The organism is Nocardia sp. NPDC004573, assembly GCF_053602135.1.
In genome coordinates this window covers 54,615-76,191 of the sequence record NZ_JBSGDA010000029.1, presented here as the reverse complement: position 1 = coordinate 76,191, position 21,577 = coordinate 54,615, and the positions used below count along the sequence as shown (strand labels likewise).

The 21,577-nt window shown below is 61.0% G+C and carries 13 protein-coding genes; 6 read left to right on the top strand and 7 right to left on the bottom strand.

Annotated features, from left to right (window positions below):
* The 3 genes from ACWEKR_RS31220 to ACWEKR_RS31210 form a co-directional block, all read right to left on the bottom strand.
* Nucleotides 1–1,899 (bottom strand): helicase-related protein (locus tag ACWEKR_RS31220; protein ID WP_452357515.1); only part of this gene is annotated, 1,899 nt, incomplete at its 3' end.
* A 501-nt stretch (nt 1,900–2,400) separates the two neighbouring features.
* Nucleotides 2,401–5,520 carry a DEAD/DEAH box helicase gene (locus tag ACWEKR_RS31215; protein WP_452357514.1) on the bottom strand — a complete coding sequence of 1,040 codons (3,120 nt, stop codon included), beginning with the start codon at nt 5,518–5,520 and terminating at the stop codon, nt 2,401–2,403.
* Nucleotides 5,517–6,359: a hypothetical protein gene (locus ACWEKR_RS31210; RefSeq protein WP_452357513.1), complete on the bottom strand. Its 843-nt coding sequence runs from the start codon at nt 6,357–6,359 to the stop codon at nt 5,517–5,519. Before ACWEKR_RS31210 ends, ACWEKR_RS31215 begins: the two co-directional genes overlap by 4 nt.
* A 505-nt stretch (nt 6,360–6,864) precedes the next feature.
* On the opposite strand from ACWEKR_RS31210, the gene ACWEKR_RS31205 reads away from it, so the two are divergent.
* From ACWEKR_RS31205 to ACWEKR_RS31190, 4 genes are all read left to right on the top strand, one after another.
* A complete protein-coding gene (locus ACWEKR_RS31205; protein ID WP_452357512.1) occupies nt 6,865–8,766 on the top strand; it encodes a DUF262 domain-containing protein in 1,902 nt (633 codons plus the stop codon).
* Nucleotides 8,767–8,839: 73 nt separating this feature from the next.
* Nucleotides 8,840–9,385, top strand: a complete 546-nt coding sequence (locus tag ACWEKR_RS31200) for a hypothetical protein (RefSeq protein ID WP_452357511.1) — start codon at nt 8,840–8,842, stop codon at nt 9,383–9,385.
* A gap of 71 nt (nt 9,386–9,456) precedes the next feature.
* On the top strand, nt 9,457–10,479 hold the full coding sequence (locus tag ACWEKR_RS31195) for a hypothetical protein (protein WP_452357510.1): 1,023 nt from the start codon (nt 9,457–9,459) through the stop codon (nt 10,477–10,479).
* A gap of 147 nt (nt 10,480–10,626) precedes the next feature.
* Complete coding sequence (locus ACWEKR_RS31190) at nt 10,627–10,791, top strand: hypothetical protein (protein WP_452357509.1); 165 nt, start codon at nt 10,627–10,629, stop codon at nt 10,789–10,791.
* Between the two features lie 654 nt (nt 10,792–11,445).
* On the opposite strand, the gene ACWEKR_RS31185 is transcribed toward ACWEKR_RS31190, so the two are convergent.
* Both ACWEKR_RS31185 and ACWEKR_RS31180 read right to left on the bottom strand, forming a co-directional pair.
* On the bottom strand, nt 11,446–13,512 hold the full coding sequence (locus ACWEKR_RS31185; protein WP_452357508.1) for an N-6 DNA methylase: 2,067 nt from the start codon (nt 13,510–13,512) through the stop codon (nt 11,446–11,448).
* A gap of 149 nt (nt 13,513–13,661) precedes the next feature.
* Complete coding sequence (locus ACWEKR_RS31180) at nt 13,662–13,859, bottom strand: hypothetical protein (RefSeq protein ID WP_452357507.1); 198 nt, start codon at nt 13,857–13,859, stop codon at nt 13,662–13,664.
* Between the two features lie 1,651 nt (nt 13,860–15,510).
* Between ACWEKR_RS31180 and ACWEKR_RS31175 the strand changes: the two genes are divergently transcribed.
* Together ACWEKR_RS31175 and ACWEKR_RS31170 are read left to right on the top strand one after the other, a co-directional pair.
* Nucleotides 15,511–16,395, top strand: coding sequence for an Eco29kI family restriction endonuclease (locus ACWEKR_RS31175; RefSeq protein ID WP_452357506.1), 885 nt, complete (start codon nt 15,511–15,513; stop codon nt 16,393–16,395).
* A 344-nt stretch (nt 16,396–16,739) separates the two neighbouring features.
* Entirely contained in the window at nt 16,740–18,785 is a 2,046-nt protein-coding gene (locus ACWEKR_RS31170; RefSeq protein WP_452357505.1) for a hypothetical protein, read from the top strand.
* Between the two features lie 1,024 nt (nt 18,786–19,809).
* On the opposite strand, the gene ACWEKR_RS31165 is transcribed toward ACWEKR_RS31170, so the two are convergent.
* Nucleotides 19,810–20,772: a hypothetical protein gene (locus tag ACWEKR_RS31165; RefSeq protein WP_452357504.1), complete on the bottom strand. Its 963-nt coding sequence runs from the start codon at nt 20,770–20,772 to the stop codon at nt 19,810–19,812.
* Between the two features lie 518 nt (nt 20,773–21,290).
* Nucleotides 21,291–21,566 (bottom strand): hypothetical protein, encoded by a 276-nt coding sequence (locus tag ACWEKR_RS31160; protein WP_452357503.1) that lies wholly within the window; start codon nt 21,564–21,566, stop codon nt 21,291–21,293.
* Nucleotides 21,567–21,577 lie beyond the last annotated feature (11 nt).

The following is a 21,577-nucleotide window of genomic DNA, read 5'->3' as shown; positions in this document are numbered from 1 at the left end:
TTGTCCGACACGGCCGAACATCATGCACCACAACCGATCACAGTCCATCGCTACCCACCGACAACCAGTCAAAACGACGTGAGACACGGTCTTAGCGATCTCGGCCAACTTCTCGCGCAAGCGTTGCAAGATCTCCTCGTCGCGAGTGTCGGCCAAATACAGGTAGCCGATCTCCACGATCTGTTTCTGGCCGAACCGATCTACGCGGCCGTTACGTTGTTCGAGCCGGTTCGGGTTCCACGGCAGCTCATAGTGGATCACCACGTGGCAGGCCTCCTGCAAGTTCAGGCCCTCCCCGGCAGCATCGGTGGCAAGCAAGAGAGCGCTTGGCGTTGCCGCAAACTCGGCGAGCACGTCTTTGCGTTTGGCCAGCGGCACGGTGCCATCAATTCGCAGAGTCGGCCCGAGGCCGAGGCGTTCCTGCAGGTAGTCCAGGGTGTCGCGGTATTCAGTGAACACGATGATCCGCTCACCCGGCCGAGCGGCGCGGAAGCCTTCCAGCCACCCCCGCAGCCGGGTCAGCTTGCTGTCATCGCCTGCGGTCAGTGCTTCGACCTGCTCGATCAAGGTGCCCACAAGTCGGCGTTCTTCCTGCAGCTCGTCGGCGGCTAGATGCGCCGCAACGCCCTGGAGCGCAAGTTCTTCGGTCTCGATCAGCTCATCCTCGGGAAGAGCGGAATCGCCTCGATAGAGCTGCATAGCATCCAGTCGACGGTGCCCGGTGTGCTCCACGGGTGTCACTCCGAGGCTTTCAGCCCGTCGACGCAGACTTTGCAGCAGCGCGTGCGGGCTGGACAGGGCCCGCTTGCGGAGCACCTCCAGCGCGAATGCTTGCACGTAGTAGGAGTCGGTGTCCTTCAGGGCGCGCAGCACACGCTTGCTGTGACCTCGCAGCCGCTGATGAATCTCCTTCTCCCGAGCGGTCGGCTGTACCTCGATCGGGCGCGGCGGGTGTCGGCGACTAATCGGCTGAGGCGGGTCACCACGCGCAACGTCGTCTTTGAGGCGGCGCACCACATACGGCTTCACCAGCTCAGGCAGCAGCTGACCGTCGTCACTGGCCAGATGTGGTGAGAGAAGTTGCAGCAGGCTCGCGAACGACTCCTTGTAGCCGTTGTGCGGAGTCGCCGACAACAAGAGCAGCTCCTGACTGTGGTCAGCGAGAACACGGGCCAAGCGGCTGCGATCGGTCCCACTCGAGCGGCCCTCACCGGCGTAGGCACGCGCGACATGATGCGCTTCGTCCACGATGACGACATCAAACGGAGGTGCGGCTTGAATGGCGGCAAGGTTGTTCTTCAAATAGTCGATCGAAGATACTGCCAGCGGCGCGGCCGTCCACGGGCTCACCGTCGTGGGGTAGGACCGGCGCAGTTCCAGCCACTGCTTGCTGTCGACTTTGGTGAAATCAAGGTTGAACCGAAACTGCATCTCCTCGACCCACTGCTCCTGCAAGCCCGCGGGACAAGCGATTAGCACACGATCGGCACGACCTCGCCGAGCAAGCTCCAGCAAAACGAGACCTGCTTCGACCGTTTTTCCCAGGCCCACGTCATCAGCGATCAGCAGCCTTGTCTTGGACTGGCGCATGGCGGCGAGGACCGGCACCAGTTGGTAAGGCTCGACATCGATGCGGCCGTGTTCGACGGCCACCAGGTCACCGCGGCCATGGGCCATGGTCAGCGCCAACGCATCATGGAGCTGGTTGAGCCGCACCGGGTTGCCCAGCTCGAAACGCAGGTCACGCGATGGCTCAAGGTGCAGGCTCGGCTCCAGACTTGGCAGCACCGTCAACCGACGCGGTCCCGGCCTGTCATCCACCAGGCGCAACTGCAGAAGCGTCTGGGCACCCGCACCACGAACGGATTCGACCTCCCACCGACGATCACGCAGAAGCACTCGCATCCCGCGCTCAAACACTACGCCCCCTGTCGAACTCGTAGCGAACCTTGAAGGCTCTTGGCAGGCCGCCAAGGCACCGAGCCTACCTTGCCGCCAACTAGGCAAAGCGACTACGGCACCAACGCGAGCAGCTGCGGGTGATGACCGCACATCGCCGACAGCCCGTTGTGCCCGACATGCATCGACCACGAACCGGAGCTGTTCCGGCCATGCCCTCCGACTGCCGCACCGTGGCACGCTTACACGACCTCGGGCTCTGCGACGGCCGCGCTGCATAATTCGACTACCCACCTCTTCCGCAAAAACCAGTACGCCGTGGTGAACCGCTAGCCACGGCATCATGTCTGGGACGCCGGTACTTCTCGACCGATGCCACTGCATCTCGAACGGCAGCTGGCGCTATGTAGCAGCACCCAAAAAGGACAGAGGCATATCTCTCGAAACTGGTAGCATTACAGCGCCAGCAAAGCAACCAAACATGATTGGACCGAATGCTAGTTAATCCGTCCAATCAACGAGTGCTCGCCACAGAAGACGGCACTGCTCACCGGTAAGTTTTGAGCGGGGAGGCAGCGCGGATGCCCATTGCCGAGCACTTCGCCCAGCAATCCACTTGCGAAGATCGCGAAACGTGGCGCCGCTTGTATCATCACCGGACCATTGTGTGCCCAGTCCAGCCGCAGCCGGCCTGGGCACACCGCCGATTCTCATCGTTACAGCCTCCGGGGAAGGCACACCGTAGAAGACCATGGCACCAGCGTAAGCCGGTGAAGCGGCCTGTTCGCCTGAACGTGATGACACTAGAGTATATAGGGCACTCATGCCCCAAGGGACCTGACCAACAAGTCGGCTGTGCACATAATGGCCTGCTGCACTAAGGCGCTTGGCCTTGGTGTTGTGGGGCTCGAATCCGAACCATCTATCTGCGATGACAGAAAGGGACTCACCGTTAACCCAATCTCTGGTGATTCCTGCGACCGTCCTAGCGTTGAATACCGCGTTAGGTTCGTCATTTCGTACACCGAGATTGAGTTCAGGGATACCCGCGATAACCTCAATTACACTAGTAAGTCCGGAGATGTCCTCGCCGAACAGGTTCCTAGCATCCCAGAAAGTTTGACTCCGAAATTCGGGATGATCATGCGACGCCGCGAACGCATAGTCCACTGACGGCAAGCTGAAACCAGTATTATCGGCAAGCGCTAGATAACCTCGCTCAACGCCCTCAAGTCGGCTCATGAATGTTCGAGAAAGTGAAATGAGCTGCTCCGCCAATCGCCGATCGGACTCACGGGTCTGATGATACACCAAGCTGGACCGCAGTAATTCCTCAATATCTCGACTAGTCTCTTCAGCCCCAGCGACACGAGCGACATGCGCGAGGTACTGCAGGAAAACTGCTAACGCCGAGTTCTCTCGGACAAACTTCAGATCGAAATGGTCTATCCCGCTAGACAACTGGCTCGCAGCCTGCAAAAGGTGACTACACACATCTGCCGCCTGCTCGCGCAGGAACTGTTGGACTTTCTCACGATCGACCTTACTAAGAGTCGGAAAAACAACCAGACCGACCGAGTCTTGAAGCGCCCTACCGGCACGGCCAGCGATGTTCCAGAACTCCGAGTAGCTCAGATCTTTTGCGCCTTGTCCGATACCCTGGGGCTTTGTAAGAGTTTCTAATATCACGGAACTGATCGGGAAATTCAACCCCTGAGCGAGGGTAGTCGTACCACAGACGATATCTACATCACCGCGCTCGATAAGCAGCTCAAGCAGATACCGAAGATCATGGGAAACACCAGCATGATGGTATGTAACCTTCCTACCCAGCTGACGCACTAGCGGATGGTCGGCGCCGCCCTCTATGCTGATGTAATTTGCCACAGCTTGAGCAAGCGGAGAAAGAGGAAATTCTTCGCGTCGGTCGGCTATTTCACGTGCACGCACCTCGGCAGTCCCCCTACCTCGGGCAAGTACCAATACTGAGCCATTCTTCGCAAGCTCGACTGCCGCCAAGGCACTAGTCTCTGTCTTACCCGGCGCGGCGAAGTCCGATGGAAGTCGCAACAATTCTGCGGTATAACCAGCTGGCACGTCTACATTATCGGCACTATCCAACGTACTCAAGCTAAGCACACGCGGCCCACGACGAATCTTCGTCCATTCAGTAGACGTGACGACTCTTTCACTTGGCCGCCAATTGACGGCGATCGTTGCCTCCGCACCATCGCCCAGCCAACGCCCGAGCTCGTCCGCATTCGGCACAAAAGGGGTCAGCATCAGGAATCGGATCTCAGGTCGCTCACGTTTGAGTGTGCCTAGCAGGAGTTCCATCCTCACGCCGCGATCACCGTCACCCAAATTATGAGCCTCATCGACCACAGCCAAAGAAAGGTTCCGTACAGCAGCATGCCCCGACTTAATCAGCAGATCGAGTTTCTCTGGAGTGCACACAAGAACGTCGATTCTATCGCGCAGCAGTCGGTCTTCAGTCGGATCGATTTCGAAAACGGGCGCCGCTGCTTCGACAGTGAGGTTCAGCGGTCGGAAATCGCGTCGGAGGCGCTGCGTAATTTGGTTCACAAGAGCACGCGTCGGCACAATGTAAGAAACTGTTGAATCTGGGTTAAGGGCATGTGCCTGCACGATACAAAATTCGGCTAGCAAAGTCTTTCCAGCCGAGGTTGGCATCTCGACAACAATTGCCCGCTTGGCCGGGTCAAGCAGATTACTATCCAACGCCCTGCGCTGACTGGGCCACAGCTCAAGCGTCGGATTCCGCCTGCCAGGAGAAGCCAGGGCGGCAACAAATCTGCGAAAATCTTGACCAAGGCGCTGTGTGTCTTTCCAGATGCTCGAAGAAATAATCTCACGGCATGCCCGCACGACTAAGTGCGATAACTCTTCAAATTGACCATCCGGAAGTAGTTTGAAGAGATCTTTGAGGTTCCGCTCGTGCTTATCCAGTTGTATATCCGGATCGACAGGCTGGCCATTCATAGTGAAGCTCGCAGCTATCTCGACTATTTTGGCCAGGTTGAACCGAGCGATCAATCGTATTCCAGCAGCGGCTTTGTTACCTTGCTCCAGCAAGTACTGATCCTGATAGTTTTGATGATGTCGCCGGAGCTGCATAATGGAATCTCGTGATTCGTTTAGATCTTCCCACCCATTTCGGCGCGCCAGGAGGAGGAAGGCGCGCAGGACGTCGAATTCTAAGATGTCGTCCAGTGATGTATCCGGATAGATCAATGACTCGCGTGGAGGAATTCCAATGCCCTTCAAAGCTAACATGACCTCGGGCCGACGCTGAGCTAAAATCCCGTCGGCCGCCAATCTCACCAATTGATAGAGCCGATTACTGGTGTCATGTTGGGCGGCTACACGGCGACACAGGAACGCTTGCCTCCAAATTTCTGCAGCTTTCCCACTGCCGCTGGCTTGAGCGGCAAATCCTTCTAATGTTTGCCCTAGTAATTCAAGATCGTAGTCACCTTCGTATGAAGCTGGCCGATCCACCGTACCGATTCGCGACAGAAGAAACGCAACCTGGGCGGCTTGCGAAGCATCCGCCGCCCCGGTCTCATGGATAAGTTCTTGGATATCCCATTCCGTCATGCGACATCCCGAGCCCGAGCGTATACTTTCTTAGCAAATTCCTCAAGAGTTCCTGGGATGCGCAGGATAATGAATCTAATCTCCGCAGGAGCGTATTGGGTCGGGTCCTCAAGGAAGCATCCGAAGTCATCGGTGCCGTATTTATCCATAGGGCGCACAAGGACAGGCATTGCAACTGGCGGATGGGCATCCTTGCGGGAGAAACTGATCATTGCCAATGCGACCTGATGTTTCATACCATCCTTCGCGTGCCTGTACGCCCAGTTGAGTTCCTCGATAATCTTGGTCTGGCTACCGACACGGTTTTTGATTTGGCCGTGCATGCTGTCTTCCCCAGTGCCTACCACAGCCGGTGGACTAGCGCTTGCTGAAGACGCTTTCACCTCGGAAATCACTGCACGTATGTGCGGCCGCACCAGGAGCCCGAAGATGTCCAAGCCTCGTGTCGGTTGCCCTGGAACCTCCTTCTCGCGAATCCGAGACGCCGGGATTGTAACCTCGTCTAGCCGTTGCAGGGCGTCGTAGGCTAAGATTTCCGCCACTTCGTTGCGGGGCGTCTGCAGGTGCACTGGCTGATTCCCGAAGTCTGTCATCTGTGGAATGACGGCCTCGCGGACCTCACTTACTAGCGCAGCGAGCTCACCGGGCGACGCGATGGGGCCAAGATCCGCGCTCGCAGCACTGAGGGACGCGAGAAGCTCGCTTGGATCGACATACAACTCCGCCACCAGACGCGCGACCTCATCGATGAGCTTGTCACCGTCGGCAACGTCGTAACACCGATAAGTATGCCCATCCACCGACACCTCGCTCACCAACGTGTAACGATCGCCCCCCATGTCTCCTCTTTCTGCAACCGGGACTCGACGGCCTGCATCGGCTGGTAGATCAACACTACCGATCACACGTAGATCTTGCTCTGGATCCCAGCGAGTAGTCGCTTTGATCCGTCTTGGGCACGAATACGTTAATGATTCGACGAGGGAGCAACGCACCATCGAGCTGGCTGGCGGCTACACAGATGCCAACGGATGAAGTGTATGCCTGACTCCTGACTACGCGGTCCATCGCCTGGGTGGAGAATCCCAAGAGGTGTCCCGTCGCACTGCGGTTGGGAAATTCGGCGTAGGGCAGCTTCGTGCCGACCCTTGTGCGACCGGCGGTGAATCCAGCTGGTGGCGAGTCGCGATCACGCAGGGGCCGCTGCCGATGAAGGTTTCGATGGCGCCAGGAAGGCGGAGATGCAGTCGCCCCTCGAAGCCATCCATCATGCAACGAGGTCTCTGCGAATCCTTATGCTAGGCATGCTTGCTTGGGGGTTCATTGAGTCGAGGAGATCGCCTGATGAAAGCTGACGCGCTGGCGCCGCGAGCGTTGTTCGATGGTGCGGTGCACTACGAGATCCCGGTCTTCCAGCGACCGTATGTCTGGTCGGAGGAGGACCAGTGGGCACCTCTGTGGCAAGACGTCAGGCGCGTCGCAGAGCGGGTGGTAGGGGCGAACGGCGATCAGGACACGTTGAAGGAGATCGGCGGACACTTCCTCGGCGCCATCGTCTACAAGTCCAGATCCGCAATTCTTGGCGACGTCACGCGGCACGCGGTCATCGACGGCCAGCAGCGCACGACCACCCTGCAGCTGCTCCTCGATACCGCTCAGAAGGCCTTCACCGATCTCGGCTACGCCGACCAGGGTGAGGCCCTTAAAGAGCTGACCGTCAACGCGGCGAATCGGTTTCGAGGCAAGCCGGAGCAGTTCAAGCTCCGACCCTCTCGCTCGGACCGCGAGGCGTTCGCGGCTGCCCTTGCCGGGACCAACGGCAGCCAGTACCCCGACCACCGCATTACTGAGGCGCATCAGTTTTTCCGCACCGAGATCCGCGCCTGGATATCCGGTGAGCCTGAGGAAGGCGAGCCAGAGCCGGTTGGGACCGAGAAGCAGCGGGTTGATGCGCTCACCGATGTGCTGCAATCGCGCCTGCTCGTTGTGGCGATCAACTTGTCCGGGCATGACGACGACCAACTGATCTTCGAAACGCTCAACGACCGCGGTACGCCTTTGCTCAAGGCGGATCTGATCAAGAACTGGGTCTTCCAGCAGGGCGAGCGGCTGCGCGCCGACATCGATAGCTGGCCGGACCGGTTCTGGAGCGACTTCGACGACGATTGGTGGCGCGATGAAGTACCCCAGGGACGTCACCTGCGTTCACGTATCGACGCATTTCTGCAGTACTGGCTGACGATGCGCACACGCGACGAGATCCTGGTCGATGAAACATTTCGCGCCTTCACCCAGTACGCCAGCGATCACATGACAAGCGTTGAATCGGCCGAGGCACTGCTTACTGAGCTGATCCGTGACGCGGAGACCTACCGCATGCTGGCCGAATGTCCGCCCGACACTGCAGCGGGACGCTTCTACCGGCGAGTGATCCAAGAGTTCGAGCTTGCCGCCACCACTCCGCTACTGATGTCGATCATCTCCGACAACCACCAAATCCCCGACGATCAGATTGAGCTGGCACTGGGTGCGCTGGAGAGCTGGGTGATCCGCCGAACGCTGCTGCGCTACACCACGAAGGACGTCAACCGGTTCATGGTCTCAGCTTTGGCGATCCTCGACGGCATCGATCCGGAGAAAGTCGGCACCGCTCTGTTCGGCTACCTCAGCGTGCAGACTGCAGAGACACGACTGTGGCCGAGTGACGCTGAGCTGCAGGAGTATCTGCCGACACTCCGCATCTACAAGACGATCCGACAAAGCCGACTTCGAGTCGTTCTCGAGGCGATCGAGGAGCGGTTGCGGTCCGAACGCCATGAATCCGTCAGTCTCAGTGGACCGCTGCAGATCGAGCACGTCATGCCCCAGAAGTGGCAGCAGCACTGGGATCAGCAGCCGCCCCTGACCGGCGATGCCGCCCGCGAGCGCGACCGCCTCGTCAACACACTCGGCAACCTCACCCTGGTCACGCAGAAGCTCAACGGCTCCCTGTCTCATCGCCCCTGGACTGACAGCGAGACACAACTCATCGCCCCCACCGGCCGCGAGGCCGGCAAGGGCAAGCGCTCAATGCTGAGCAAGTTCAGCCTGCTGGTCCTGAACAAAGAGCTGATCGATGACCACCCTGACGCGTGGACCGACGCCGATATTGCGAAGCGTTCGGCCGAACTGACCAGGCTGATCTGCCAGGAATGGCCCGGCCCCCACCAGTTCGGGCCAGCCGCCGACACTGCCGATCAGGCGTGAGGTGGCGGTAGTCGACGATGCGCCATAGGTCAGCGCGCACGATCATTCACCAACATTGCCCCGCGAGGTATGAGTGGCACCCAATAACGCAAAGCATGTGGTTGGCAACAGCAACGGCGACCGCATATCCCTGTTCTACGATGGCCGCGTCAAAGTCCGTTCAACGGCGCACCTTTGGACTGTTAGGGGCAGGGAGCGCCAGACCGCTCTGGGTGAGAGTGTCCACATCGAGATCGGCGAACGCCTGGAGGTGCCAGGTCCAAAGCCGCGGCGCCCCGATATCGACGTGCCGACCGATCCAGCGCTCTGCCGCACGGTGGCGGCCACTGTCTGCGCCGACAACGGCACCTTCGTCCAGCTGTTCCACGATGGCACCATCACCGTCGGAAACGACGGACGGGATATCCGCGGACTGCTCAACGTGGGGCGCTATGCGAACTCGAAACGGAACCGAGATGGGGTGGGCGGCTCAGTGATGGTCGTGTTCGAAGGAACCTACCGACCGCAGCAACACCGCACCTCCGACCATCCTCTGCTTCATATTCCCGAAGACCGGCCACCGAGTCCGCTCCGGCTGTATCCGGATGAGTTCAGGATCGAAACGCCCGGATTCGGCTGACCGTATCGGGTTGCAAAGGAATGGTTGCCGCACTCTTCCGGGAGGTTGGGCTGCCCACTTGGGCGGCGCCAGTGGGCAGCGAGCAGAGAAAAGACACAGGCATCATGGTAGGTATTCCGCTTTCACCGTCATTCGAGGTGAACTACAACGCCTACGCGTTCCCAACTTCAGTGGTTCCGCACGGCCAGTTGAGCTTCCGGGCCGAGGAGTTGGCCCATGCACTGTTTGCTACAGGGCGTGCCCCCGGTGACCGCTACCGCTATGGCAGCGCGTCGACCTGGGAATGGCTGTACCGCACGTCACTCATCCCGGCCTACATCCGTCGTCGGCCCTATGGTGCACTCACCCGGTCGCGGCTGGCGCACGAGCTCGACCGATCCGAACTTGTCGGCCTCTCCTATGCCCTCGGTACGGCAATGACAGCGATCTTCTGCCGCCAGGTGCTTGATGTCAGCCATCTGCTGCATATCGACCGCTACGCATCGACGTACGGCATCGTCTTCGGGACCGGCCGTAAGCGCGCGGATCTGTTCGGCCGAGCCCCCTCGGGGTGGGTGGTAGCCGAGGCCAAGGGGCGTTCGCGCGCCATGGAACGCGCGCTTCCCGAGAAGCTCCGCGAGCAAAAGCGTTCCGTGTTGTCGATCGACTCCGACCCGCCGTGGCTCGCTCTGGGCTGCGTCGCGTCCTTCCCCACCGGGCAAGAACTGGTGGTCGATGCTTTCGACCCCGACGAGCCAGCTGAAGACGCCATTCGGCTCGACCACGTGACATGGGACCGCTACCTCTACGCCTACTACCAGCCATTTATCAATGCCCTTCAGACTGGCGATCGCCTTCAGGGCACGTCGGTTGAAGTTCCGTTCGAGACGGTCAACTTCGGGGGCTTCCGCGTGCAGCTCGGACTCCTGAGAGGAGTAGCTGACCTTGCCAGAGAGATTCCCGCGAATGATCCGGCCGGCTTCGGTGAGCGCATCTCAGAGCTGCTCGCTTCAGCTCGCGAGCGCCAGATACCAATGTTCCCTGACGGTTCCATCATTCAAACAGGCTGGACGGAAGCCATACAGACTCAGGACTGGCTGATCGGGCCGGAGTAGGTCGGGCACAACCGATGATCTGACTTGGTGACGGCAAACGATCCCGCCCAGCCCGCGGGCACACTGACACGGAGCAGTCGCTATGGAGCACGATCGGGGGTCGCGGTCCGTTCACCTGACCCATCCACAGCCTGGAAGGGTGCGGCCGTGCTTGCAGCGCTCCCGCAGTTCGGCTTCTTCCGTCAGAACAAGCTCAAGAATCGGTGTCGGATTCTGGCGGCAGGCGAGTTCGGCCATGAGGATGCCGGCGACGCCGACCTCACCGGTTCGACATACGAACTCGCCGACCACTGTCCTGACGCCGTGACGTAAGCTGTCGAATCGTCGACGGCCGTTCAATTTCCACCACGCCTCTGCCTTGCGGCCGAGGCGCGTCCCTACGTCTCCCGCATCGATACGTCCGACATCATCGCCACCGCTGCCGCCGTGATGGCGGCCGGAAGCTCGGTCGTAGTGTGCTGGGCGTTGAAGTATGCGTAGACAGGCCGGTCCGCGAAGCAAGCCCTGGTCGCCTCCCAGCAATCGGCCGAGGCCGCCACCGCATCCACCCCAAAGGCGAAGCGCAGCGCTGACGCAGCCGAAGAGTCGAACCGCTGGCCGCGGAAGCGCTGGAGGTGAGCCGCCGGCGCGAGTCGCGTGGCATATCGAACGGATCGACTCTTACCGGTATCGGCTACGCAATATCGGTGTCGAAGCAGCTTAAGAAGTGTGGGTAGACGATTCGCGGGTCGAGTGTTCGCGGGAGCTCCCCCCGGCAAGTCTTCAATCCACAGCGGGGGAAGTTACGAGTTCATACTGTCGGTCGATGTGTGAGGCGGCGCGATGCCCGGCGAGCTGTTCGTTAAGCGGGAAGGGCACATCAGCGATCCCCTGCACGCTTCCCGTGCAGACGGACAGTCCAGCCACCCCCGTGGGTCATAACAACGCACTCGTATACGTAGACCGCCGACTGTTGGGGATACGGAGCTACGCCAGCGTTCCCGATCCTTTGGCTGCTCGGTGGGCGTCCACAGGCGAGGACAGGTTCCCCGCAAAGAGGGCGGTTGCAGTTTTCACTCGTTTCTCTTCCGCGATCTGGATTTGCTTGCGCAGGCCAGCGATACCCGCATCTGCGGCGGCCACCTCGGCACCGATCCGTCTTTGCTTATCCAGAGAAGGCAAGGGGACAAGCAGTTTACCGAGGCTTGCCGAACTAATGGACGGTATGGTGGTGCCAGCTGCTTTGTTTTCGATCCAAGTTTTTGTCGAAGGGAGCGAGAGAAATGCGATGAGATACTGCGCGTCTACTACGCTTGGGTCACGTACACGTAGCCGGATTAGCGCCGTGCCGAATAACATTCCCTCGTTGCCTTTATTGGCAATGGCGCATGGGCCCAGGGTACCCGTCCTGACACACAGGATGTCCCTATCTCTGAGATGGAACTTTTCAAGTTTGACAGCATCTCCCGGGGACACCCGCCTCGTATGTTCCTCCATAATGCAGCGATGCTGCAATTGTGTAGGCACAACGAGAGGGATTCCGTCGTCTACGAAGTCAAGTCCCTTTACTATCGAATTAGAGGGGCCTGCTTGGATTTCACACAGAATACGTAGAGGCACTGCATTTTCGCCTGCGAACTCGCGAGGAATCGGGCGATAGTCGGCAGGACTGAGGGAGTATGCGAAGCGTTTGATGTCAGCGAAGCTGACAGCAACTGCGACGCCTCCTCGGTCCAGTTCTTTCGGACGGAATTCTTCGGCGGCAGACCGCCACTCTCGATAGCATTCGACTATGGTTTGGAGGTCCCGTTCGCGCAGCCAGCGCTTGCCGGCCTTCTTTTCGCCCGCTGCTCTGGCGTCGATAAGGAGGACAGAATCTTTGATCTTCTCCGGCCGGGAAAGGAGCCAGATGCTCACCGGTGCAGGTGTGGCGGCGAACAGTCCCGGAGGGAGCGCGATGATGCCTTCCACAACACCTTGCTCGACCATTGCCGCACGTATAGCGAGCTCGTCCTTGTCTTCGGTCACGCCCGCCTGATTCGGCATGACCACCGCCGCCCGACCGCCATCACGCAACGAAGCAAGGATGTGCTGCAGCCAGGCAAAGTTGCCGTTCTTCTTCGGCGGCGCCCTGAATGGCCAGCCTCCGTATGGCGAGGGCCATTCGCCCGTGGTCTTCTGATTGAACGGGGGGTTGGTCATGATGACGTCAGCCCTCACCGGCCGCTCCGAAAGATCTCTCTGAGACAAGACATCGCCAGGCAGCAGGTTGACGACATTCGCACCACGTACGGCGATGTTCATCGCTGCTAGACGAAGCTGCTCGGGCCGCCCCCCGTACCCCGTGGCCTCTACATTCATAACAGCAGACACCGCCCCTGAGAGGAACTCTCCGAAACGCAGGAACGGATCGTGGCACAGTACAGGCCTCGCGACCTCGTGGAGCATGATCTCGGTCGCCAGCCGCACGATGCTGGGTGGCGTGAAGAATTCGCTGCTGTCTCGCTGGCACCACTCAGCGAAGCGATCAAGTATCGCAGTAAACGCGTCGTGGTCCAGACCATGACAGGTCCGGAGGACCTGGGCCACATCCTCGGCTGCTTCGGGCTGGAGTCGCGCGAAGACCGGCCGCACGCCTGGTAGTACACCGTGCTCACGGAGTACAGCGTCGACGATTGCCCCGAGAGAGTCGAGCAGCTTAGCTGGATCACTCTGATCTGCAACAGCTTTGGCCGCCATATCGGAGATTCGCGCCCATTGGTCGCGAGCACGGACGCGTACGAAGACCGAACAAAGTAGTAGTTGCAGGTAGTCCATCTGCGGTCCACTACCGCATACCCGCTGGGCCAGCGGCCCATACAGCTCGGCGAGGGCCGCATCAGCACGGTCGGACCTCTTTCGTCCTGCACCGTTGCGAACTACTGGTGGGCCCGATCGGTCAATCCCCCGCTGGCGTGAGTTCCGGACTACCCGGTCGGCATAAGTGCAGCCCTTCCTCTCGGTCTGCAACAGTTGCCCTTTGGGGATCTTGCGCGTCTTCAGCCACTCGATCATTTCGGCAAGGACGAAGAAGTCGCCCTCTCTCGATGATCGCGGGCGAGGGAAGCTGCGGTACCGACCCTTCCATACTGATAGGAGCCCTCTATCGATGCCCGCCAGGTCGGCGATCTCTTGCCGCGACACCAAACGGTTCTGGGTCCCGCTCACTGGCGGAACCCGAACAAGAAGGCGATGACCGTAAGGGCGAAGACGCTCGCGCCGGCGCACCCAGTCCCCCCATGAACGACCGCGGACGACAGTGAGCCACCATCGACAACAGTGAGGATTCCAGCGATGATGCCGACGATCAGCCCGAACAGGGCGGCAATCAACATCAGCAGAACTCGGACGGACTGGGACATCGAACTCCTCCACATCGACCACCTGGGCGAGTAGTTGTCTCGCCGCACGGGCAACACGTTATGCCTACGGAGCTTCGAAGCGCAGTGCGCATTGGCATGCGCACATGGCTGGCGAGTTCGTCAGCGATCTTCTTAGCAGGGGTGCGGCAGGCCCACTTCTATGTATCTACCTGCTTGATCACGGCACTCGAAGTCGGTCACGCCCGTCATCCTCGCATCTGAAAACTGTTAATACGGGTTATCAAGGCTCGAACGAGGATCCGGGGCGGATTGCAACCGGCTCGGGGTCGTCAGGCCCGGTGCTGGAGCCAGATCCGATCGGTAGGTCCGTGTGCCAATGCCGCAGGAGGGCCAAGTGGCGTGTCCCGCGCCGGGACCTCTCTATCAGAGCAACAGCAGCGAACCGCTGCCGGTCGACGAGTCCTGCACTGAGTCCGACGATGAGATCACCTGCGCGGCCAACCCGCATGCCCAGTAACGGGCCCGGCGAGCTGCCGGCAGATCGCTTGACCTGTAACACGCCGCCCGCTTGAACAAGATCAGCGATCAGCTGATCAACTGGCCGCAACCGTGGAGGAGGCTTCGCTTTACGCGGCTCAGGGGAGGCCGGCCGCTCCTTTTGCAGCTGTGGAGAGGCCGTCGGACCAGAGGATCGATTCTTCTTCATCAGTGCGGCGCTCGGCCGGACTACTGGGGCCACCAACGTCTGGTGTAGCAGTGCAACGGTTTCGGCCACGATCGCCCGAACTGGGCTATCTCGGTGGCGAGCAGGATCTGTCCCGTGCCGGGGTGGCGTGCGCGTGACATCGCGACCTTCGATGGATGTTTGTCCGCCACCGTCATCGCAGTCCACCCAACCCCGGTCGTGATCACCGTGCTGATTTCCAGAGTAGGACGGAAACGATCAACCAGCAGATTGCCCGGCGAGGACAACCGTCGGTGTAGCCCGAACGTGCAGACTCCGGGTCAATTCCCCGGCGGCCAGTCAGCGACAGATCCTGCTCCCTTGGCCATCCGGACGATCCGCTACTGCCAACTCCTCGACCGACGCTTCGGCCTTCTTCTTCACCACGGCATCAGCTGTTTAGTGGGGAGCCTTGCGTCCTTCCGGGAGCTATGGCGATGAACGAGGTAGGCCTACGAGCAATTGCCGTGTTCGGGGCACCATGCACACACGCCCCTTCCTCCACTCATTCGACTCAGGGGAGAAGTGAGTTCGCTCGTCGGTGCCGGTGAGGCGTGTGGTAGCCGGGGGGTTGTCGGGGCCGACACCGGCGGCTTCCAGCCCCGCACGGGTCGAAATGATTTGGCGCAACTCCCCTGTGGGCCAAGGCTTCCAGATTTGGTCGATATGCCCACGGTCCACCGCATCACACAGGTCCTGGCACTCCTGTCCGAGGTGGCGATAATCGCACCGCGCGTGCTGGTCCACGAAGGTGCCGCGACACCAGCAATATGGTCGGAGTCGGACGCATTAGCCGGGCTCCGGGGCTCGCACCGAGTTTCCGGGGCGGCGCGCATGGAGGAGGTACCGCCCAAGGTTGAGCACTCCGGAGTGTGTATGAAAGATACCTCCTGATTGACGAGCGTTCACATGCCCTGTAGTGTCACGTGTACACGCAGCCCTTGTCAGATGTACACGCACGGAGGTGTGGAGGTGATAGTCGATGGTAGGGAGACGCGAGCGCCCCGACTGATGGGCGTCGCCGAGATCGCCGAGTTCGCGAGGATGAGCCGGCAGGCAATCTCGAATATGCGAAATCGCGATGACTCCTTTCCCGCTCCGGTGGAGGAACTGAAGAGCGGTCCAGTCTTTCTCGAGAAAGAGATCAGGGCGTACTTCGAACCGCGTGTCGGGTCGCCTGGTCAATCCACGGCGACATCGGAGCCGGTTGATCGTCACGTTCCGACCGAGTTCGACCCGCTCGATAAGGCCAATCTGATCACGAGTGTCGTCAACGCATTGCTCTCCGCACCAGCCGTACCTCTCGGAGAGTTCGAACCCTTCAACGGGTCCGGCCTCTACTGCCTCTACTACTCGGGAGGCGATGAGCTGTACGCTCCGATTGCTGGCGGCGATCCTTCCCTGCCGATTTACATCGGAACAGCCCTCGCCCACGCTCGCGCGAGTGGGGAGACACTGTCAGCCTCCAGTTCGCAGGCGTTGGCCCGCCGCCTCAGGAGCCACGCCCAGACCATCGAGGCCGTCGAACAGTACGACGAGTCCGACGTAAAGCACCGGCTGTTCCTTCGCGACTTCTCGTGCAGGTGCCTCGTAGTGGACGAGATGTGGGCGCGACCGGCTATTGATTCGGTCCTACGGCGGTCTGCTCCCGTCTGGAATTCCGTGCTGAAAGGGTTCGGCAACTATACGCCCGGTCCCAATCGTCGATCGGTCCAGAAATCCCCGTGGGACACGCTGCATCCAGGACGCGCGTGGGCCGAGCAGCACGAAAATGTCTATACGATTGACGAGTTGGAGGCCCGCGTCGTGGAGTACTTCCCGCGTGGGTTCGAGACGAGGGTCGAGCCGTGATAATGGACTGGGCCGTAATTGTCGGTGTTTCGACTACACTTGCGGCCCTCGTGCGGGGCGGCATGTTCTTCTACGCGCTGCGTGGGACTCGTCCCAAAGACCGACCCGCGATCATTCGGGCTCTGGGCGCGATGCACAAGGACGCACGTCCTGAACTGCCAGCGATCCGTGGACGAGTGCTGAAGACACCTGTGTCCAGAGCGGCGGATGTTGCAGGAGAACCGTAGTGAGATACCCCAATCCTGTTGAATTGCGGCTACAGTCCGGTATCTCCCCCCGACATGCCGGAGCCCACCTTTACGATCGGCGTTATGACGAGGTTCGGTGGGTTCCCGCAAGGTCGAGTGGTCGACTTCGAGAGCCTCATTGAGTCTACGGAGGCTGCCGGCGCCGGCACCGTGCGGCGGTTGCTACCGCCGGGACCTGAGCGTGACGCCTTCATCGAGGAGCAGCTGGAGTCGATCCGGGCGGAGGCGGACAAACTGCCCGCACTGGCCGAGGAACTCCGCCAGCTGATGGCAGGTCGTGATCTCACCCAGCTGATCAACTCGGTGGTGGTTCCCGCGATGATGCTGGGGGTCGCCGGCACGGAGAGTCTCGCCGACGGCGAGCTGACGTCGACATGGGCAGCGAAGATCGAATACCTTGTCGGCGTCGCGCTTTCGCTCCCCGCCGACGGGGACGCCGACACCCCGCACGAGGTGACGCAACGGGTAACGGCGCTGATCAGCGAGATCTTTGTCGCGGAACAAGCTCGCATAGTCATCGCGTTCACTGCGAACGCCGACACCAATGACGTGGACCGGGAGCTTTTGCTTCAGCAGTTGCGGCTGGAGTACCAGTGCGACAGGATGCCCGGCTACCCCACGCATCTCGAACATGTCGACGCCGAGGTCTTCGGGCGCCACCGCGACTACTACGTCCGCGGACTCGGTTTCGATCCCGCAGACGTGGTCCGGGCGACCAGAGTGCACGCACGAGCGTTGAACCAGGCGTTTCGGGCCGCGCGCGACGCGGTCGCCGCAGACCTGGACAGCGACGACCCGGACCCCGCGTCCGCCGTGGCGATGCTCGACGCACTCAACGCCACCACCCTGTGGACGCCAGATGCTGTCGCAACCAGCACAGGCATCCCGGTCGAGCAGGTCAACGCGATGCTGGAGTTCTTCTCTGCGACGTACGGCTGCCAGCCGCAGTTCCGGGCACCCGGTGAACCGAACCGGGCACGCACGCACCCGTGCATCAAGCTCGACGACGGGGCGTACTTCGTTCCGGACCCGTGGTCGTTATCGGCTGCCATCCACCAGCGCCTCGCGATGGAGCCCAAACATACCGGCTTCGACCCGCAGAAGTACTACAAGCACCGCCAGGACGCGCATGAACGCTTGGTCAACAGCGCACTAGAGACAGTGTTCGGTGTCGACAACGTTCACCCGACACAGCACTACGATCCCGCTTCCGGGCAGCACGGCGAGATCGACGTCCTCGTCGCCTCCGAGTGGCCCCTGGCCATTGAAGCGAAGGCAGTAGCATTGACCGACTCAGGACGGCGAGGTGCCCCCGATCGAGTGGACAAAAAGCTCAAGGATATCCTCGGCAAGGCACTCGACCAGACCGATCGTGCCCTGACCTACATCCTGGACGAGGGCGGCCGGTCGTTCGCTCGTACCAGCAACGGACGGCCGGTTGAGCTACTCCCCACGGGGATTGCCGGTGGCACCGCCATCATCGTGACGTTCGAGCGCATCGACCCGTTCACATCCGGCGGACTGGCGGTATCGGGTTCCGTCAACCGGCCGACCTGGGTCCTCTCACTGACCGACCTGCTCATGGTTACCGACATCCTCACCGACCCCGCGTCCTTCCACCACTACGCGCGCATACGCGCGGGCATGCACGCGATCAAAGCATCGGCAGCCGCCGAATCCGACGCCCTCGGCGCGTACCTCGTCGATCGCATCAGCATCCTGCACGACGTGCCCGCCGAGGAGGCTGCACGTATCCTCATCACCGACTGGAGCCAAGCACTCAACGACTTCTACACCCGCCAGGAGTTGGGCCTGGAGACTCACAAGCCCGCCGCAGGCGTCCCGGACGACATCACTGGCGCGTTGACGAACACCCTCGAACAGGAGGGCTGGGCCGAGTCCGTCAACGCTGTCATGAGTTCGTCGCCGGCCGTGTGGACGAAGTGGAAGAAGTTCCGGCATCGACACCGCAACGGAGGCACGTTCGCGCTCGACAATCACGTGTCCCTCGTCGCCGTACCGAACAGCGGGCCTTCGGTGGAACGCGCCGACGATGCTGTACACCTGCTCGTGCCCGCTCCTCCACCCGGGGGTTCATCAGCCGGGCGATCGAAGCCAGGTCCGGCTCGCACGCAACGCTGAGTCCGAAGGGGACGCCATACCCGTAGACACAGACATCCTCAGCCGAGGACGCCGTCAGACGAGACTGCGAACACCCTCACCTCACCAACACCGCCCAATGTCGAGCAGCCACCCACGTCCACTCCCGCGCGAAGACCGCCGCACCCATCTGAGCAGCTCAACCTCGTCTCCTTCTCGGGCCCAACGTCATTGTCGCTAATATCATTCGACGTACCAGGTCTCGAAACGGTTTTAGTCGATCGCGATGCCATAGCGATCTACCCGTCGCGTCGACACAATCTCAGGCACCGACCCGCTTACCGGGCGGACCGCAGGGCCGACACGGCGGGCGAACACCATGCCTGGCCCACGACCAACACCGTGTCGACTCAACTCATCCCAAACTCGCAGCGTGACAACGTGATTCCCGTGAACGAGCCGGACAGCAGATTGACACATAACCCCAGGTAGGACAGCCACGCAGGGCTGCGCGTGACCACCTGTGAACACAGAAAAACCCCGAACCGACAAGCCCGGGTTCGGGGTTCGAGTCCTGCTGTCACCTACCGCTCGGCGGAGGTGGGGACGGCAGGCGTCCAGCGAGGCGATGCGACGTCAAACTGGAGTAGTCACCGACGATGGCCACGCGTTGAACGCCGCATCGTCGCTCAGCCTAGGACGAAATCCGCTTCGACTGCCATCGACCAGAGTAGATCCCTAGGTCACCCACGTTGCTTCTTCGATGTTCCCGGCCCAGGACACATCGAAGAAGGGAACGGCAAGCGACCGGCACAAAGCCCGTCACGACGCTCAGATCGAGTAGCGGCCTACGACGACCAGGCGTATTCCCGTTGCCCATGTTTTGCGTGTCCTGCCGAGTACCGGTACCTGCGACGCTCGATTGACCTGACCCCGCTGGTTCGATCAGGTGGACCGAATCACGGGGTCCAGTCACGATGAAACCTGCACCGTGAGAATTCAATTCGGAGTCATGACCTTCGGGAAGATCGAAGCCCCGGACTTTCGGCTGGCTACCCGCTGCTGCTCACTGGTATTGCGGCACTCGCACCACGACGATGCCTGCGACGTTGTCGGGCATGTTTGATACCACGCGGTCCTCGTTGAAGTCGCCCGCGGTGATCTCAAGGACGTAGCCGGGCGGAGCGTGCCGCAGAGGGTTGAGCGTGTGCTCGAAGTACCTTAGACCCCAGTGCCCGGTGTCGTCGGGGACGTCGCAGAAGACCGAGCCAAGCTGGTCATGACCGCCATAGTGCGCACTTACGACACTCGTCGATACTGCGCTGAACTGCTCGGAGCGAGCTCTCAACACCCGGTCGATCATCGAACGGGCGACTGCTCGTGTGCCGTCCTGCCGATTCTGTAGGAAGTCCGAGAGTTCCGGTGCGAGCTGGTTCTTGAGCGCCGGTATCAGCGGTGGGCTCGCCGGGGGCCGTGTCCACATGTCCTCCAGTGCCACAGACCGCCCATAGGTCGAGGCAGCGTCACTCACAAGCAGTTCGTCTGCAAGCAGGGCAGGCATCAGGGAGAGAGTGCGCTTGACGCAATGGACACAGCGCCCGCTCCGGTGAACGTCCGGGCAGCGCTCCCACCTCCGGTAGCCACCTGTCCCGAGGTAAAGCGCATATACAGGCAGGAGGCCCAGCGCCGCAGCAGCGGAACGCAGCACCTCGCGTTGCGAGCGCGCCGCGCCCCTCGCTCCGTAGCCGAAGTCGAAGTTCCACTTGCTCCTCGTCACGGTCACGCGCTTCGCCTGGACGAGCATCCCGTAAGCGTCCGCGCCGTCCACCCACCACCAGACCCAGTCGGCACCACTGAGAACTTCGGCTCGCTGGGTAAACGGAACGACGGTAACTGCCCGGGAGGTGTGGGCTGTCACGATCTCAGTAATTGTCGTCTCGCTCCACCGCAGGCCCGTCCGCTCGCACGCAGCCATATGCCGAACGGCCTGGACGCGAGCCCATCTGAACGCATTCTCGACCGCCGTCATGGTCTCATCCTCCTACGCGAAACCGGACAAGAGTGCACCACCGCCGCCCGTCAGCTACCACCGACAGTTCCACCGCGCGACGCCCACCCATCCCCGAACAATCACCGTCCGTGGTCACGCGACAGCCCAATAGGCGTAAGACACCGCGACACTGAGATCCGGTGCGTACCCATGATGACCAGTCGTTGCCCGGTTGCCCAGGGGCTGCGTGTCCATCGCCCCGGGACCGAACCACAGGGATCAGGCCAGTCTCCGTCTCCGCGTCGCTGACCGCGGCACCCGATCGGTACGCAGTAGCGAAATCTGTAGGCACACGACAGGCCCAGCGTCCAGCCGGGGTGATGTACTACCCACCCGCCCTTGACCCCTAGAGCCCCTCAGAAGTCGAACCACCCGGCCTGCTGCGGCACAGTACCGGCAGCCACCCTGACCAAGAAACCGCTACCGGAGATATAAGCCGGAACCGCACCGCCGCCGCGCACGACTCCGCCGTCCGCCCCCGATCGGAACACAAGGATCTACGCGGTGACCACGTTAAGCTCCGAGAGCACGCCTTGGGGATCGTTGAGGTAGCGGCATCCCTCCACTGGGGGATTGAACTGGCCGAGCACGTTCGCCACGGCATCGCGTTCCGCTTCAGTGACCGGGATCCGGCGCTTGATCAGACTGGCGCACAGCACGTCGACGAGCATCGCCCACTCACCCACGTCGCTATAGGTCCGGTAGCTGTCGACCAGGTCGGAAGGCAGGCGGTCGGCGACGCTTTCGAGAAGGTCTCGCGAGTCCTTGCTCATCTTGTTGAGCC